The 16,525-nt window shown below is 40.4% G+C and carries 18 protein-coding genes and 1 tRNA gene; 11 read left to right on the top strand and 8 right to left on the bottom strand.

What is annotated here, in order from left to right; all coding sequences use genetic code 11:
- Positions 1-78 precede the first annotated feature (78 nt).
- On the top strand, positions 79-633 hold the full coding sequence (locus tag BUB08_RS00145) for a glutathione peroxidase (protein ID WP_139249559.1): 555 nt from the start codon (positions 79-81) through the stop codon (positions 631-633).
- A 20-nt stretch (positions 634-653) separates the two neighbouring features.
- Here the strand turns inward: BUB08_RS00145 and BUB08_RS00140 are convergent, their stop codons facing one another.
- Positions 654-1,955 carry a cryptochrome/photolyase family protein gene (locus tag BUB08_RS00140; protein WP_072997839.1) on the bottom strand — a complete coding sequence of 434 codons (1,302 nt, stop codon included), beginning with the start codon at positions 1,953-1,955 and terminating at the stop codon, positions 654-656.
- 144 nt (positions 1,956-2,099) lie between these two features.
- Here BUB08_RS00140 and BUB08_RS00135 point away from each other — a divergent pair, with 144 nt between their 5' ends.
- The 5 genes from BUB08_RS00135 to yajC all read left to right on the top strand — a co-directional run bounded on the left by BUB08_RS00135 (position 2,100) and on the right by yajC (position 6,031).
- On the top strand, positions 2,100-3,125 hold the full coding sequence (locus tag BUB08_RS00135) for a threonine aldolase family protein (protein WP_072997837.1): 1,026 nt from the start codon (positions 2,100-2,102) through the stop codon (positions 3,123-3,125).
- 67 nt (positions 3,126-3,192) lie between these two features.
- The gene (locus BUB08_RS20550) at positions 3,193-3,828 is read left to right on the top strand and encodes a CatB-related O-acetyltransferase (RefSeq protein WP_072997835.1); all 636 of its coding nucleotides are present in this window, start codon (positions 3,193-3,195) and stop codon (positions 3,826-3,828) included.
- The gene (locus BUB08_RS00125) at positions 3,825-4,565 is read left to right on the top strand and encodes a rhomboid family intramembrane serine protease (protein ID WP_175549889.1); all 741 of its coding nucleotides are present in this window, start codon (positions 3,825-3,827) and stop codon (positions 4,563-4,565) included. Before BUB08_RS20550 ends, BUB08_RS00125 begins: the two co-directional genes overlap by 4 nt.
- A 102-nt stretch (positions 4,566-4,667) precedes the next feature.
- Positions 4,668-5,618 carry a transcription antitermination factor NusB gene (nusB, locus tag BUB08_RS00120; RefSeq protein WP_072997834.1) on the top strand — a complete coding sequence of 317 codons (951 nt, stop codon included), beginning with the start codon at positions 4,668-4,670 and terminating at the stop codon, positions 5,616-5,618.
- Positions 5,619-5,713: 95 nt separating this feature from the next.
- On the top strand, positions 5,714-6,031 hold the full coding sequence (gene yajC, locus BUB08_RS00115) for a preprotein translocase subunit YajC (RefSeq protein ID WP_072997832.1): 318 nt from the start codon (positions 5,714-5,716) through the stop codon (positions 6,029-6,031).
- A gap of 105 nt (positions 6,032-6,136) precedes the next feature.
- On the opposite strand, the gene ychF is transcribed toward yajC, so the two are convergent.
- Positions 6,137-7,237 carry a redox-regulated ATPase YchF gene (gene ychF, locus BUB08_RS00110; RefSeq protein ID WP_072997830.1) on the bottom strand — a complete coding sequence of 367 codons (1,101 nt, stop codon included), beginning with the start codon at positions 7,235-7,237 and terminating at the stop codon, positions 6,137-6,139.
- Between the two features lie 171 nt (positions 7,238-7,408).
- Here ychF and BUB08_RS00105 point away from each other — a divergent pair, with 171 nt between their 5' ends.
- Genes BUB08_RS00105 through BUB08_RS00090 form a run of 4 tightly spaced genes read left to right on the top strand, consistent with a single transcriptional unit; the run spans position 7,409 to position 9,760 of the window.
- The gene (locus tag BUB08_RS00105; RefSeq protein ID WP_072997828.1) at positions 7,409-8,155 is read left to right on the top strand and encodes an NUDIX hydrolase; all 747 of its coding nucleotides are present in this window, start codon (positions 7,409-7,411) and stop codon (positions 8,153-8,155) included.
- 49 nt (positions 8,156-8,204) lie between these two features.
- On the top strand, positions 8,205-8,753 hold the full coding sequence (locus BUB08_RS00100) for an RNA polymerase sigma factor (protein ID WP_072997826.1): 549 nt from the start codon (positions 8,205-8,207) through the stop codon (positions 8,751-8,753).
- A gap of 38 nt (positions 8,754-8,791) precedes the next feature.
- Positions 8,792-9,283, top strand: coding sequence for a hypothetical protein (locus BUB08_RS00095; RefSeq protein ID WP_072997825.1), 492 nt, complete (start codon positions 8,792-8,794; stop codon positions 9,281-9,283).
- Positions 9,284-9,289: 6 nt separating this feature from the next.
- Positions 9,290-9,760 (top strand): hypothetical protein, encoded by a 471-nt coding sequence (locus BUB08_RS00090; protein ID WP_072997823.1) that lies wholly within the window; start codon positions 9,290-9,292, stop codon positions 9,758-9,760.
- Between the two features lie 62 nt (positions 9,761-9,822).
- On the opposite strand, the gene BUB08_RS00085 is transcribed toward BUB08_RS00090, so the two are convergent.
- From BUB08_RS00085 to BUB08_RS00060, 6 genes are all read right to left on the bottom strand, one after another.
- The gene (locus tag BUB08_RS00085; RefSeq protein WP_072997821.1) at positions 9,823-10,113 is read right to left on the bottom strand and encodes a magnetosome magnetite crystal formation protein family; all 291 of its coding nucleotides are present in this window, start codon (positions 10,111-10,113) and stop codon (positions 9,823-9,825) included.
- A 222-nt stretch (positions 10,114-10,335) separates the two neighbouring features.
- A complete protein-coding gene (locus BUB08_RS00080) occupies positions 10,336-11,562 on the bottom strand; it encodes a bifunctional 3,4-dihydroxy-2-butanone-4-phosphate synthase/GTP cyclohydrolase II (protein ID WP_072997819.1) in 1,227 nt (408 codons plus the stop codon).
- 144 nt (positions 11,563-11,706) lie between these two features.
- The gene (locus tag BUB08_RS00075) at positions 11,707-12,894 is read right to left on the bottom strand and encodes a glycosyltransferase family 2 protein (RefSeq protein ID WP_072997817.1); all 1,188 of its coding nucleotides are present in this window, start codon (positions 12,892-12,894) and stop codon (positions 11,707-11,709) included.
- Positions 12,891-14,093 carry a glycosyltransferase family 4 protein gene (locus tag BUB08_RS00070; RefSeq protein WP_072997815.1) on the bottom strand — a complete coding sequence of 401 codons (1,203 nt, stop codon included), beginning with the start codon at positions 14,091-14,093 and terminating at the stop codon, positions 12,891-12,893. Before BUB08_RS00070 ends, BUB08_RS00075 begins: the two co-directional genes overlap by 4 nt.
- Positions 14,090-15,571 carry an LptF/LptG family permease gene (locus BUB08_RS00065; protein ID WP_072997813.1) on the bottom strand — a complete coding sequence of 494 codons (1,482 nt, stop codon included), beginning with the start codon at positions 15,569-15,571 and terminating at the stop codon, positions 14,090-14,092. The genes BUB08_RS00070 and BUB08_RS00065 overlap by 4 nt, the downstream gene beginning before the upstream one ends.
- Positions 15,572-15,711: 140 nt before the next feature.
- Positions 15,712-16,080, bottom strand: a complete 369-nt coding sequence (locus BUB08_RS00060; RefSeq protein WP_072997811.1) for an START-like domain-containing protein — start codon at positions 16,078-16,080, stop codon at positions 15,712-15,714.
- A 213-nt stretch (positions 16,081-16,293) separates the two neighbouring features.
- On the opposite strand from BUB08_RS00060, the gene BUB08_RS00055 reads away from it, so the two are divergent.
- Positions 16,294-16,367 (top strand) — tRNA-Met (locus tag BUB08_RS00055).
- Positions 16,368-16,525 lie beyond the last annotated feature (158 nt).

Below are 16,525 nucleotides of genomic sequence, written 5' to 3'. Positions count from 1 at the left end.
ATCAACATCGTCGATATTACTTTTTCAAAAGGCTGAACTTTCACTACCTTACAGTCGCAAACTTTTGAAATAAAAACTATGCACCTAAAATATATTGTTTTGGCAGTTCTGCTTGTTTTTGGAGCAGTTCACGCAACCGGTCAAAAAAATTTGTATGACTTCAGCGCACGCACCATTTCCGGAGAAAGGTTCGATTTTTCGACACTAAAAGGGAAAAAGGTTTTAATTGTAAACACGGCAACCGAATGTTCGCTTTCTTATCAGTTTAAAAAGCTGCAAAAACTATACGAGGAATATGGAGGAGATGACTTTGAAATTGTGGCTTTTCCGTGCAACGATTTTGGCAGCCAGGAGCCCGGAACAAATGAGCAGGTAAAAGAATATTGCACAAAAAAATACCAGGTGAGTTTTTTATTGATGGAGAAGATTTCCATCAAAGGAGAAAACATGCATCCCATATACAAATGGCTGACAAGCAAAGAAGAAAACGGAGTTCTGAATGCCAGGGTTAACTGGAACTTTCACAAATTTCTGATAGATAAAAACGGACAGGTGGTCGAGTCTGTTTCTTCTATTACCAGCCCCGGTAACCGAAAAATTGTAGCGTGGTTAAATCAAACAGAGACCCCCTGAAAAAGTAATTCGCCAATCAACTATTTCAGCGCATCCCGAAAAACTTTCAACGCCCTTTCGCGGGCAAACTGATGCTCAACAATTGGCGCAGGATAATTGACTGTACCAATTTCGGGAATCCATTTTTGCACGTACTCACCTTTTGAATCGAACTTTTTCTGCTGGCTCTCCGGATTAAAAATCCGGAAATAAGGAGCAGCATCACATCCAGTTCCGGCAGCCCACTGCCAATTTCCATTGTTTGAAGCCAAATCGTAATCAAGGAGTTTTTCTGCAAAATACGCTTCACCCCAGCGCCAATCAACCAGCAGGTGCTTTGTTAAAAAGCCGGCAGTAATCATCCGCGCCCGGTTGTGCATAAAACCGGTGGTGTTCAGTTCCCGCATCCCGGCATCTACAAACGGATACCCCGTTTCTCCCCTGCTCCACTTTTCAAACTCTTCCTCGTTGTTTCGCCAACGAACAAATTTGTATTTTGGGTTGAAAACTTCATTGGCGGCATGTGGAAAATGCCACAGAATAGTACTAAAAAAATTACGCCAAATAAGCTCACCGCAAAAAGTGTCGGACCACAGCAATGCCTTACGGGTTACTTCTCGAATGCTTACGGTACCGAATCGCAAATGAACGCCCAGTTTTGATGTTCCTGTGAGAGCCGGGAAATCGCGCGTTTTTTCGTAATTCCGAATAATTTCTTCAGAAATATCAGGAGGAGGAATACTGATTAGGCTTTTCTCAAACCCAAGATCGTTCAATTGTGGGAAAAAAAACGACTCGATTTTCAAATAATTCCGAGTCAGGTTTTCAGACGGAAAAACAGGAATTTCTTCTTTTCCCAGAACCTGTTTCCATTTTTTGCTGTATGGAGTAAACACGGTGTACGGGTTGCCGTCGTCCTTCAACACTTCATTTTCTTCGAAAATAACCTGGTCTTTAAATCGCTTAAAAACCACGCCGGAAGTGCTTAAAAGGGTTTCTATTTTTTTATCCCGTTCCTGAGCGTAAGGCTCATAATCTTTATTTGCAAAAACCAATTGAATATCATAATTATCAACCAGCTCACGAAATGCTTCATCGGGCGTTGCATGAAATACCTTGAGGGAACTGCCCAATTTTTCCAGTTCTGTTTTTATCTTCCAAACCTGAGAATGAACAAAAGAAACTCGTGCATCGTTCCGGGAGTTCAGTTTCTCTAAAATCTTCGTATCGAAAATAAAAACAGACAGCACCGGAAAAGGAGATTTCAGCGCTTCAAACAATGCATGATTATCGTGCAAGCGCAAATCTCTGCGAAACCAGAAAACACTAATCTTTTGCTTCATCGCATTCTTGTTGCGTTTTTGAGAGAAACAAAGCGTTTCTTCATTTTTATAAACGTTTGCTTTTTTCTTACTTTACATGTCCTAAAGTTCCTGTAAAATTACGAAGAACCGGACAAACAACAATTATTTTATCTACGCATTACTATGAAAAAAGGATTTGCAAGCGACAATAACTCCGGAGTGCACCCCGCAGTTTTGGAAAAAATAGCACTTGCCAACAAAGGGCACGAAAAAGGGTATGGTGAAGACCAATATACAGCTGCGGCAGTAACCGTTTTCAGGGAAAAATTCGGTCAGGAAACCGAAGTGTTTTTTGTGTTTAACGGAACCGGCGCCAATGTTCTTGGGCTGTCTGCAGTAACGCAGAGTTTTAATTCCATAATTTGTGCAGAAACTGCACACATTGAAGAAGATGAGTGTGGCGCTCCTGAAAAGTTTACAGGATGCAAATTGCTTCCGGTACTCCCTGAATTTGGAAAAATTACTTCGGAAGCGGTTCAGCATCATCTCAAAGGATTTGAATTTGAACACCACTCACAACCGGGAGTCATTTCCATTTCTCAGGCCACTGAAATGGGTACAATTTACCAACCTTCGGAAATTAAGGCGCTGGCCGATTTGGCACATCGCCACAACATGTATTTACATATGGATGGCGCCCGCCTTGCCAATGCAGCGGTTTCGCTGAATATGGACTTTAAGGAATTCACTAAAGATTGTGGCGTTGACGTGCTTTCTTTTGGCGGTACAAAAAACGGGTTAATGCTGGGAGAAGCAGTTCTGTTTTTCAATTCGAAGCTTACCGCCAACGTTAAATACCAGCGCAAACAGAGCATGCAGCTTTATTCGAAAATGCGTTTTGTCGGAGCACAATTTCTGGCCTATTTCGAAAACGATTTGTGGAAAAAAACAGCCACTCACTCCAACAAAATGGCCGGGCTACTGGAAAAAGAGATTCAAAAAATTCCGGAAATAAAAATTACTCATCCGGTTGAATCCAACGGTATTTTCGCCGAAGTTCCAAAAGAAATTATAGAACCACTGCAAAACCGGTTCCCGTTTTATATCTGGAACGAAGAAACATCAGAAGTGAGGTGGATGACCTCATTCGACACAACCGAAAATGAAATTCATGAATTTGTGGCGTTGATAAAAGAGTTTTTGAAATAGGTGTTGAAAATGCTTTGCCATTCTTATATATTACCTTTGTAATAAGAACAACAAAACAGCAACAGAGATGAAACACAAGCCAAATCCGGATGCGATATTTCCCGTGCCCAACATAAAATCAGTAACCTATGTGAAACCAACTGTAAAGTCTAAAAATATTGTAGTTGGCGATTTCACTTACTTTAGCGGCATCGATTTTGAAAAGCACGTAACGCACCACTATGATTTTTATGGCGACAAATTAGTAATAGGAAAGTTTTGTCAGATTGCTGCAGGCGTTGAATTTATTATGAATGGAGCAAACCACCAGATGAATGCAGTCTCAACATTTCCGTTTTACATTTTCGAAGGCTGGGAACAGCCGGTTCCGCCACTCGAAAAAATGCCGGTTAAAGGAGATACCATAATCGGAAACGATGTTTGGATAGGCCAAAACACCACCATTTTACCCGGCGTTCATATTGGCGATGGGGTTATTATCGGGGCAAACAGTGTGGTTGGAAGCGACATTGAACCTTACACAATAGTAGCCGGAAATCCGGCAAAACTAATCCGAAAAAGGTTTGACGATGATTTAATTGCATTGCTGTTAAAAGTAAAATGGTGGGATTTGCCTGTAGAAGAGATCAACCGGCTTATTCCTGTGTTGAGTTGCACCGATTTGGAAGAGACGAAAGAAACATTAACAAAACTGATAAAATGAGGCTATTCAACTACTATCCAAGCAATCCACGCAGGTTGGATCCGGACATGGAGAAGAAAATATTTTTCCACAGCCTGGTGTTTCCGGCAGCTTTTGTCTTTGCATTCTGGATGGTAGAAATTATTGAAGTGACTACCTCGGTTAGCTTTGTAAAACTCGGTGTTTATCCGTTGCATTGGAAAGGGCTACCGGGAATTCTTTTTTCGCCGTTTATTCATTCCGACTTCAACCACCTGATGTCCAACTCCATCCCGTTTTTCTTATTGCTTTTTATGCTAATCTATTATTACCGGCGAATTTCGTATCAGATATTTTTTCTGCTTTACTTTCTATCCGGAATAACAGTGTGGTTTGCCGGGCGCGAAGCCTGGCACATTGGCGCCAGCGGAGTGGTGTATGCCATGGCTGCTTTTCATTTTGTAAGCGGCATTATCCGAAACGATGTAAGGTTGCTTACCTTTTCGGTAGTTGTAGTTTTTCTTTATGGAGGACTTATCTGGGGCGTTTTTCCCATCGACCCGAAAATATCCTGGGAAGGTCATTTATGGGGAGCCATTTCAGGAATTGTACTGGCATTCTATTACCGAAAATACATCATTCGCAGAGACAAATTCGATTGGGAAGACGAAGAGGATGAAGCACAACAACTTGAAGCAGCAAATCAGGAATTGGAAGAAAGCAACTCTTCTGTTTCAACAACAGCAGCACAAGATGGAAACAACAGTAACAATGAATAATAATTAACGTTTGCCAATCTATTCTCCGAAAATTAAAAGAATGCAGCAAGGTTTCTTAAAAAGTACTATTTTTGCGCCCAAAATAAAGAAGTTCATTAAAGCATGATTAGCAGAAGGATTATCCGTACCAAGGTGCTGCAAATGTTGTACGCCTACTACACTTCAGAAGATAAATCGCTTAACAACGCGGAAAAGGAGTTGTTTTTTTGTATTCGGAAAACCTACGATTTGTACCACTATTTGCTTGGGCTGGCAATTAACATTACCGATTATGCCGAGCAACGGATCGAAATCAAAAGGAATAAACACCAACCTACTTACGATGACCTCCATCCCAACACCAAGTTTATCAGTAACCAAATTATTCAGCAACTGCGCGAAAACCGGTTTCTGCATGCGTACCTCGATCAGCAAAAACTGAGTTGGGAAGACCACCCCGAACTGATTAAAGAATTATACCTTTTCCTGATTGAATCGGACTTCTATAAAGAGTACATGGCCGACGAAAACCGTTCGTTCCTTGATGATCGGAAATTCATTGAAAAACTATTCACCAATATCATTTTGGTTGCCGAAGACCTGTACGAAGTACTTGAAGAAATGAGCATCTACTGGAACGATGATGTGGAATTCACCGTTTCAATGATTACCAAAACATTGAAAAAATTCCATCCGCATTCGGGTTCAGACCAAAACCTGCTGCCCATGTTTAAAGACCAGGACGACAGGGATTTTGCAAAAGACCTGCTGCGAAGAGCAATAGTCAATCACGACGAGCTCAGAGAACTTATTAAAGAACACTCGCGCAACTGGGATTTGGATCGTATCGCTTTTATGGACATTCTGATAATGCAGCTTGCAGCCACAGAATTCCTCTATTTCCCTTCCATTCCAACAAAAGTTTCGTTGAACGAATACATTGAATTGTCGAAATTTTACAGTACAGAAAAGAGCAGAAACTTTATTAACGGCATTTTGGATAAAACACTAAAGGATTTAAAAACCTCAGGTAAAATAAATAAAGCAGGCAGGGGATTGGTTGGCGAAGCTTAACAAAAAACTGTTGTAAAAGCAAAAAAACAAAACAATTGTATATTTTTGTCTGGAACAATAGAAACCGTTGCTAATAACATTTAAATTTTTATAAGATGATAGACAATTTGTTGATGATGCAGCCCGAAGGACAGGAAGCAAATCCTTTAATGAGTTTCCTCCCGTTGCTGTTGATTGTGGTCGTTTTTTACTTTTTCATGATTCGCCCACAGATGAAACGCCAAAAAGAAGTACGCAAATTTAGGGAAAGCCTTGCCAAAGGCGATAAAGTAGTTACCACCGGCGGAATTTATGGCCGAATTGTAGAAGTAAAAGAAACTACTATTATTCTTGAAGTTGCGAAAGACATTAATATTAAAGTAGATAAAAACGGTATTATTAAAGATATGAGCGACGCTCCGCAACAGCGTTAATCACGTTTTCATCGCATAAAAAAGGGTTGGCATTTTAAAATTGCCAACCCTTTTTTTGTGAATAAGTTTCGTGCAGAAACCACGAATATTCTGGTTTGTCAGAGTTTAAACATTAAACCTGAAATGCATAATATCACCATCTTTAACTACGTACTCTTTTCCTTCTACAGAAATTTTACCGGCCTCGCGACATGCATGTTCCGAGCCAAGCGATACATAATCTTCGTATTTTATCACTTCCGCACGAATAAATCCTTTCTCAAAGTCTGTGTGGATAATTCCGGCAGTTTTCGGAGCTTTCATTCCTTTAACAAAAGTCCAGGCACGACTCTCGTCAGGCCCTGTGGTAAAAAAAGTTTGCAGGTTGAGCAAACGGTAAGCTGCATGAATCAGTTTATTTACACCGGGCTCTTTCAGGCCAAGCTCTTCCAGGAAAAGCTGTTTTTCTTCGTATTCTTCCAGCTCTGCAATGTCGGCTTCAGTGGCAGCTGCAATTACCAGCAATTCTGCCTCCTCGTCCGCAATAGCTTTTCTAACCGCCTCTACATACTCATTACCCGATTTTGCTGAAGACTCGTCAACATTACAGGCGTACATTACCGGCTTGTTGGTAAGCAGAAAAAACTCTTTTGCAAGCCTGGCGTCTTCTTCGGCAAGTTGCAGTGTACGAGCCGATTTCCCTTGTTCAAGAACATCTTTGTAGCGCAAAGCCAGTTCATACATTTTTTTTGATTTCGGATCAGTTCCGTGCTTTGCCTGTTTTCCCAGCTTGTCAATACGATTATCAATTGTCTCCAAATCCTTCAACTGCAGCTCGGTGTCAATCACTTCTTTGTCGCGCACCGGATCAATAGACCCGTCAACATGGGTAATATTGTCGTTATCAAAACAGCGCAAAACATGAATAATGGCGTCTGTCTCGCGTATATTTCCCAGGAACTGATTTCCCAAACCTTCACCTTTACTGGCACCTTTTACCAAACCTGCAATATCCAGTATTTCAACTGTAGTTGGTACAACTTTTTTAGGGTTATCTATATCTGCCAGTTTGATGAGCCTGTCGTCAGGAACGGTAATCACTCCCATGTTGGGTTCAATGGTGCAAAAAGGAAAATTTGCAGACTGAGCCTTTGCACTCGACAAACAATTAAAAAGTGTTGATTTACCCACATTTGGCAAGCCAACAATTCCGCATTTCAAAGCCATTATTATCGTTTAAAAATTTGCGGTGCAAAGGTAATGGTTTATTGATTCTCCAGCGCTCTTTTTAGTTGAAAACTTAAGCCCTTCTGTTTTCCGGTTTAATCTTCTTTTTTTCTTTTGGTTTGAAGTACAATTTAGAATTCCAATTTGTACATTTGCTGAAACTTAACGCCGATGATATTAAAAAACATTTCTGTTGATTGCGTAATTTTCGGATTCAGAAACGACAAGTTAAATGTACTGCTCTGGCAGGCCGAACCTGAATTACTTGAAAAATTCCTTACTACAAAGGAAGAATACGAACAAATCAAAATTATTTTTGAAAAAAATCCGGCGTTGAGGTCTGATAATTATTGGGGGCTGATTGGGACCCACCTTCCAAGCGAAGAAGATTTGGACGGTTATGCTAAGAAAGTGCTGCAAACCGCAACCGGATTGGATGAAGTTTACCTGAAACAATTTAAAACGTTTGGGGCAATAAACCGGGTTCCCCATCTCAGGGCACTCACAGTTGCATATTACGCGCTTATAAATCCTGATTATCATGATTTAAAGCTTTCTCCAATTGCAAAGGCGGTAAAGTGGTTTGACATTAACAACCTGCCTGATGTAATTTTCGACGTAAAAGAGATAATTGAAAATGCACTAAAAAAGCTTCGGGAAGAAGTTCAGTATCATCCGGCCGGATTTCATTTACTGCCCGAAAAATTTACCCTTACCCAATTGCAAACCATGTACGAGGTTATCCTCGACAAAAAACTGGATACCCGCAACTTCAGAAAAAAAATTCAGAATATGGGATTGCTGATTGATACAAACCAGAAACAAACACACGTTGCGCACCGTGCAGCAAAACTATATTCGTTTGATGTAAACATTTACCGGCACCTTGTGGAAGAAGGACTCAACTTCAGAATATAACCTAATTAAACCTTTTTGAATTCACCGGGTCTTAACGGTAAACAATATTATGGAAACAGATGATCGCAACCTCATTACCGAGCTGAAGCAGGATAACACCAGGGATCTTGCTTTTCACCGTTTGGTAAAGTTATATCAGGAGCGATTATACTGGCACATCCGGAAAATTTTGCTGAGCCATGAAGACACCGACGATGTCCTCCAGAACACCTTTGTTAAGGTGTGGAAAAGCATCGGGAATTTCAGAGAAGAATCGAGCCTGTACACGTGGCTGTACCGCATAGCAACAAATGAGGCTATCACATTTCTGAATTCAAAAAAACGCCGCAGCCTTCTCCCTTTAAACGATGTAAGCGATTACCTTATGGAAAACCTGGCCTCCGATCCTTATTTTGAAGGAGATGCATTGCAAATGAAGTTACAGCAGGCCGTTTTACAACTTCCGGAGAAGCAGCGCCTGGTATTTAACATGAAATATTTTGAAGAGATGAAATATGAAGACATGTCGAAAATACTCGACACATCGGTTGGTGCACTAAAAGCATCGTACCATCACGCAACAAAAAAGGTGGAAGAATATATTAAGAACAACGACTAAATGTTGGATTAAACTTTTTTTCAAACAGGAAGTCAAATATGAAAATTTTGGAAGAGATGTACGAACAAGAAAAAAACGAATCAGAATTATCGAAAATAAAAAAGGAGATGCCTTTTGGTGTTCCCGATAAATATTTCGATGATTTTTCTGCCCGCCTGCATCACAGGTTGGAGGCAGAAAAGCAAAATCTTCCTCAACCCAAAAACCAAATCATTCGATTTTTAAAACCTGCATTGGGACTTACGGCAAGCTTTGCACTCATTTTTATGTTGGTGTATTGGCCGATAAAATCGTTCCTCCCCGATTACCTGGCAAAAATGAATGCTGCCGAATTTATTGAGCCGGAGAGCGATGAACACGAATTTCTTACAGCGGTTGAGATGCTGGACGAAAACTCGTTTTTTGCGCTTTTAGATGAAAGTACAATTGAACATGGAATTTCGGAGAGCAAATTTAACGATGCTGAGTTGCTCAATTACCTCAGCTCAAATGTTACAGATTACGAAATCTACTTACAAACAGAAAATTAGATTATTATGAAAAAGATAATTGCACCAGTTTCTATTTTGATTTTATTATTGGCTTTTGTGTCGCACTCCATTGCGCAGCCGCCCGGAAAAAGTCACGAAGAAAAATGGGATAAATTTCGTGCTGAGAAAATTGCTTTTCTGACGTCAAAGCTGGAGCTATCGCCGGACGAAGCTCAAAGGTTCTGGCCGGTTTACAACCAGCTGGAAAAAGAACGCTGGGAAGCACAAAAGTTCAGAAGGACGATGGAAGAGAAAGTAGCAGAAGCGGAAGAAACCATGTCTGCTCCAAAAATTGAACAACTTACCCGCGAATTTGCAGGCAGCCTTCGGAAAGAAGCTGATTTACTGGTTGATTACAACGAAAAGTTTCTTGAGATTTTACCTCCCGAAAAGGTTTTAAAACTGTATAAAACAGAAAACGAATTCAGGATGTACATGATTAAAAAATTCAGGGATAAGCGAAAAAACGGACAGTAAAACACTGTAAAAAAGATAAAAAAAAGAAAGACAGGTACTGGGCCTGTCTTTCTTTTTTGCTCTTAAATTGATTTAAACCACTCCTGAAAATACTTTCCTACCAAGGGTGTTTCTTTCTTTTCTCCCTGGATTGAACCAATCAGGCTCAAAACCCAAAAAACTATCACCACTATAGAAACAATCCAGCCAATTACAGGAATGAACGACAATACCAATCCTAACAAATATATTCCGAGTAACTGACGGATATAGTAACTGGCAAATTCATCCTTTTCACTGCTGTTTAAAATCAACGCGATAATCCAACCGATAATCGTAATGTGAGCAACAATAGCTTTCGTTTTTCCATCCATAATAATAAAGTTTAAACTTCGGGTTAAAAATATAGAAATAAAGTTTTACCAGGGTAATAAAATTAAGGAATTTAAAAACACTAAGGTTTCTTTCAGAGGCATAAAAATTCCACCATACCCTTTCTTTTAAAAGATTTTTTGTTGTGTGCTAAATTTTTCAAGATTTAAATCGGAAAAGCAGACGAAAAAAACTTTTCTGCCGGCCGATAAAAAGTACCAAACTTAAATGTCGTAATTAAAATTGCGCAGATGATGCCCCATCCGGTCGCGTTTTGTTTTCAGGTATTTCTGATTAAACTTATTAGGTTCTATTTCAATGGGAACAATTTCAGACACTTCAAGTCCAAATCCTTCGAGGCCAACTCTTTTTACCGGGTTATTTGTAAGCAGTTTCATTTTAGAAACTCCCAGACTTCTCAGAATTTGTGCGCCAACACCATAATCACGTTCATCGGCTTTAAATCCTAAATGCAGATTGGCATCAATTGTGTCCAGCCCCTGATCCTGCAACTTGTACGCAGCAATCTTATTAAGCAGCCCGATTCCACGTCCTTCCTGCATCATGTAAACAATTACGCCCTTTCCTGCTTCCTCGATAAGCTTCATCGATTTATGCAACTGATCGCCGCACTCACAACGCATGGAGCCAAAAATATCGCCGGTCATGCACGACGAATGCACCCGAACAAGTATCGGTTCGTTTACGTCCCATTCGCCTTTAATAAGTGCAACATGCTCTGCACCGTTGGATTTTTGTTTGAAAGGGATAATATGAAAATCGCCGTATTGCGTCGGAAGCCCCACTTCTTCTCCCCTTTCAATCAGGCTTTCGCTTTGAAAAAGGAAGGAAATCAGGTCTTTTATAGTAACAATTTTCAGGTTGAATTTTTCAGCAATTTTCACCAGCTGGGGTAACCTTGCCATCGTACCGTCTTCGTTCATTATTTCCACCAAAACGCCCGACGGATACAAACCTGCCAGCCGCGCCAAATCCACAGCAGCTTCTGTGTGGCCGCTTCTGCGAAGTACTCCTCTTTCCTTGGCAATTAAAGGGAAAATATGTCCCGGGCGAGCGAGGTCTTCCGGTTTGGTTTTTTCTTCTACAAGCATTTTAATGGTAGTCGCCCTGTCGCCAGCAGATATTCCGGTAGTAACGTCAGGGTGAATTCCATCTACCGATACCGTAAACTGAGTTTCATTAAAAGAAGTGTTTTGCCCCACCATCAAATCGAGGTTCAATTCTTCGCAGCGTTTTTCTGTTAAAGCCACGCAAATCAATCCCCTGCCCTGAATGGTCATAAAATTGATGATTTCGGGAGTAATAAGTTCAGAGGCAACAATTAAATCACCTTCATTTTCGCGGTCTTCATCATCAACCACAATTACGAGTTCTCCTTTTTTGATTGCAGCAATTGCTTCCGGTATTGTGTTCAGCTTGATATCAGTCATTTTCCCCTTTTCATATTATTGGCAGCAAAAGTATAACAAAATATCGACAAAAAAATTGATTCTTCCCGAGAGTGCTGAATGTTTAAAGAAGTTTTCAATTTGATTGTACCTGAACCATGGACCGAAATCAAATTGGTGGCGAAATTAGGCTGCTCTTTTTGATTTTTCCCAACTGGCTGACTGTTTTCCACGAAAATACCGAAAGATGCCTCTTATTGCAGCATAATTTATTGAAACAAAATAGTAGGGAACAAACATGATTTTGAACCTCAGTTTTTTGTTTTCGAGATACCATCCGATTACAGCCAGTATGTAGCACAAAATCTGGAAGAGAAAAAAGGCGGAGTAAAAGTTCAATTCGAATGCAAAACCGTTTTTTAAAACGATGGCGCCGTTAACAAAAAAAAGCAAAAACAACGAGATCGGGGCAAGTGTCCACCGAAGAACTTTATGCGAAAAATATTGCCAGCTTAATACGCCAAAACGAAACGGATTCAAAAGGCTTTTCAACCGGAAAAAAGTCTGAACTCCTCCGGCAGCAATGCGTACTTTTCGTTTCAACTCTTCTTTTACGTTTAACGAAGCGGTTTCCTCGGCATAGGCATTTGGGGTGTATGCAATCCGGTATCCTTTCTGGGCTATGCGCAACGAAATAATAAAATCGTCGAGAACAGTGTCAGACTCAACTTCCTCAAACAGCTCTCGCCGAATAGCAAAAAGTTCACCCACTGCTCCAACTGCAGAGTTCAGTTCTGCATCCATTTTTTTTACCCACGACTCAAACTTCCAGTACATCCCCTCGCCTGCCGCCGCTGCCACGTCAGCTTCTTTTTCAACAATTCGTTTTTCTCCAGCCACGCATCCGGTGTTCGGGTCGCTAAAGCAGGCCACAATTTCACGAACCGCATATTTATTCAGCCGGGTATTTGTATCAGAGAAGATAACGATTGGCGCTTTCACAAACTGCATTCCCCGGTTCATGGCATGCATTTTTCCACGCCGCGCCGGCTCGTGATAGACTTCCAGTTGTTCGTATTTCCGAAGCAAATCCGGGGTTCCGTCATCCGAGCCATCGGTCACCCACACGTACTGCACTTTTTCTTTCGGATAATCAAGTTCAAAGGAATTTTCGACTTTCTGGCCAACAAAATCTTTTTCGTTATAAGCGGTAACAAAAAGACACACATCAGGCTCGTAACCGGCATCCATACTTTTTTTTGCTGACGAAAACTGTTTTTTCAACGCAGTTAACAGATACAGCACCAAAGGATAACCAAGGTAAGTGTACACTAAGACAAAAAAGAAAATCCAAAAAAGAAAATTCAATGTCATTCAATGTGCATTTTATAAAAGTCGGTGAGCGCACCGGCCAGGGCTAAGTTATCAAATTTTTCCTGGATATATTCAATGGCGTTGCGGCTTATGCTATTAAACAGCTCGTTGTCGATAATCAGCCGTTCCACATCAGCAACAAACTCTTTTTCGTTATCTGCAATTAAAATATTTCTTCCCGATTGAGTGGAAATCCCTTCGGTACCGATAGGCGTTGAAACAATAGGTTTACCAAGCGCCATTCCTTCAATAACTTTAATACGCATTCCACTTCCCGAGAACAAAGGAACCACCATTATCGATTTGGAGTTCATAAATTCGTAAGCATCTTCTACTTCTCCCATGAATACAATATTTGGGGCATCGAAGCGGCGTACCAGCCAGTCAGGCGCTTTCCTCCCGGCAATATAAAACTTCAGGTTAGGAAATTTCTCATGAATTTTTGGCCAGCACTTATCGATAAACCAAATAATGCCCTCCTGATTTGGAGCCCATTCCAGCGAACCAATATGAAAAAGCGAAGGATGTTCCAGGTTTTTAGAATGCGGAATCAGAACAGTCGTTTCAATTCCGGTGGGAGAAACGTGCGCCGGACGTACATTTCCCATTTTATCGAGGATAATTCCGTCGCGTTCTGTTATTGGCACAATCAAATCGTACCGGTTAATAAATCCTTTTTCGAAAACCTTAATTCTTTTTGAAAGTATTTTCAGGTAAAAACGCCGCAGTCCTTTCGAAAGCGCAGCAGTGCGTTCCCATATTTCGTGCTCAATATTGTGCGCACGATAAACAATTTTTGCATTGGAATACTTCCTAATCAGTGGGATATATGGGCAAACATAAAGTCCTTCGAGTTGAATAATGTCAAATTCTTTTTCTTTTAACAGCTTTTTCAGCCCGTTGGCAAAAGGTTTGGAAATAAACCGAACAGCGTTGTATGGCTGAACGGAAAATATCAGATTAAAGGCAGCCGAAAACGGCGAAATCCGCGCTGGTACATCAACGAGTCTGAACTCTGCCCAATCTTTTACCTGCTCGGGAATTTCAGACAAATCTGTGTGGTGCTTCAGAGTATTCATTGCAAAAACAGTCACCTCGTGCCCGAGCAAAGCAAATCCGCGTGTCAGATTCATGCATGCAATTGCTCCGCCGTCATTAGCGGGGTAAGGTACCTTGTTTGTAATTTGCAATATTTTCATTTTCGTTTTTTGAATTTGTTGGTCAGTTTTTCAAGTCCCAATTTTCCGACTAATTTGCTGTAAGTTTCTGCATTTAAAAGTGCAGCATCAGATGCGGCTTTGTATGACAGCCAGATACCTACCGGCAAAAATATAAAGGAAGAAAACCACATCCCGACAAACATGTCCCAAATGTCTTCGCGGGCAGATTTTTCGCCGGTCATGGAAACAATATAATAAGCAATAAATAAAAGAATTGACACCACCACCGGCATTCCCAATCCCCCTTTTCGGATGATTGCCCCCAGGGGTGCCCCAATAAAAAAGAAAATGAGCACCGCCAAAGAAAGGGTGTATTTTCGATGCCTTTCCATGGTGTATTTATTCAGGTTCTTTTTCCTGTTGTACAACTCATCGTCGTACATATTCAGTGTTTGAATATTATTGCGCGCTTCGGACAATGCCGACTGGGTTATTTCTGCTTTTATCCATTTTTCCTGCCGGTTAAAATACTCGTCGAAATTAAAAATGGAATCGGGTTGAACGTCAACTTCCCTTTTTAACGAATCGTAAGGAGTTGTAAGGTTGTGAATTTTCTTTGTAATTGGCGTATTCAACCTTATTTGAAGCATAAAATTGCGGAGCCTTTCGTAATAATCGGTTCCCAAAGAATCTTCCATAAACCGAAGTTGTTCTGTATTCAACATCCGGGAAGTATTCTTAAAAATACTTTCGTCGTACCGGTTAAATTCAAAATTACGAACCTTCACCCGTATCGTTTGTTCTTCAAAATTATCGCGTCTGAACGGGTATGTTTCCTTTCCCCGGCGTTGGCGCTGATTGGAACCTTCAGAGTAATTTACTCCGTTATAAAGGTTCAGCACCATAAATTTCTTATCTTCTGTAATACTCAGAAACCCGGAATCGGCAACCGTTACACTTTCGTTGGTACGGTTGCGGGTGTGGTCGTATATCAGTAAATCGTAAAGCACATTTGTTTTTTTGTTTTTGCTTCCTACTCGAATGCTGTATCCGTCAATCTCGTTAGTAAAAACACCTTCCTGCAAAACCAGCTCAGGGCGTTGCTGCTTTACGCTCCACAAAAGTGTAGTGAACCTAAGATTGGTATGAGGCAACACGTAATTTGCAAAAACAAAGGCTGTGCATGTTACAATAATTGCTACAACAAGCAACGGTTTCATAATTCTGTATAACGAAATACCGGAGGATTTCATTGCAACCAATTCATAATCTTCGCCAAAAGAACCAAAGGTCATAATAGAAGCCAGCAACATAGCAAGCGGAAAAGCGTAGGGCAACAGTCCGAAAGAGGCATAAAAGAGCATCTCTCCCAAAACTTTCATATCTAACCCCTTTCCCACTAAATCATCAACATATTTCCATAGAAATTGCATCAACAGTACGAATACCACAATAAAAAAGGTCATGAAAAACGGACCTAAAAACGACTTCATAATGTACCAATGCAACTTCTTCATCCAAGTATTTGAATTATTTGAAACTGATGCAAAACTAAATTATTTTAAGATTTACAATGCAAAATAAAAGTTAAGAAGTCTCAAAAGAGAATTCAATTTATTGTTTTATAAAGAAACGAAGGAACAGACTTTTTTAAATATTACGAACCAAGAACCTGTTTTAAGTCTGCAATTTGTGTGTTCCAGAGTTCACGGGTTTCCTGGACTTCATCTTCTTCCGAAAAATCGACAACTAAAAGTGCAACTTCTCCGGTAAGCTCATCCTGCGATATTTTAAACTCAAAAAACGAATCTTCATCCTCAATCCAGTTAAATCTGACGAGGCGATTTTCTTTCCGCAACGTCAATTCAGCAGTTTGTTCTGAACCTTCCCAAATAAAAGTAAAACGTTTCCCATGGACGCGTACATCATCGGCAAACCATTCGGCTAATCCCGATGCCGAACTCAATCGGTTAAACAGCACCTTTGGAGAACAATTGACTATATATTCTAGTTGTACTTTTACCATTGCAGTTATGTTAGTTTGGTGGCAATATAGCTAATATGTTTTTAACAAACAACAGATTAATAAATGCCCGTTAAACTTTGCCATATTTTTTTCTCGAAAATCGATGCAGAAAAGAAATAAATACTATATTTGCACCTCGAAAATTTGAAACAACGATAGCAAAACAACACAGTTTTCACGCGGGATTCAGAGATTCAAACGTTCTTAAAAAATGGCGAGGTAGCTCAGCTGGTTAGAGCGCATGATTCATAATCATGAGGTCGGCGGTTCAAGCCCGCCTCTCGCTACGAAGAGGACCAAACAAAAAGTCTGTCAGACAAACAACTGACAGACTTTTTTATTTTCCGCCGGGCACATACGAAACAAGTCAAATATTCTTTCCGGAAAAGACTATTTTTCACAACGTATTATTACACTTCAATAAAAAAAAAATTGAGGAATATGT

Source organism: Mariniphaga anaerophila, assembly GCF_900129025.1.
GTDB classification, from domain to species: Bacteria; Bacteroidota; Bacteroidia; order Bacteroidales; family Prolixibacteraceae; genus Mariniphaga; species Mariniphaga anaerophila.
This window is presented reverse-complemented; position numbering and strand designations above follow the sequence as displayed.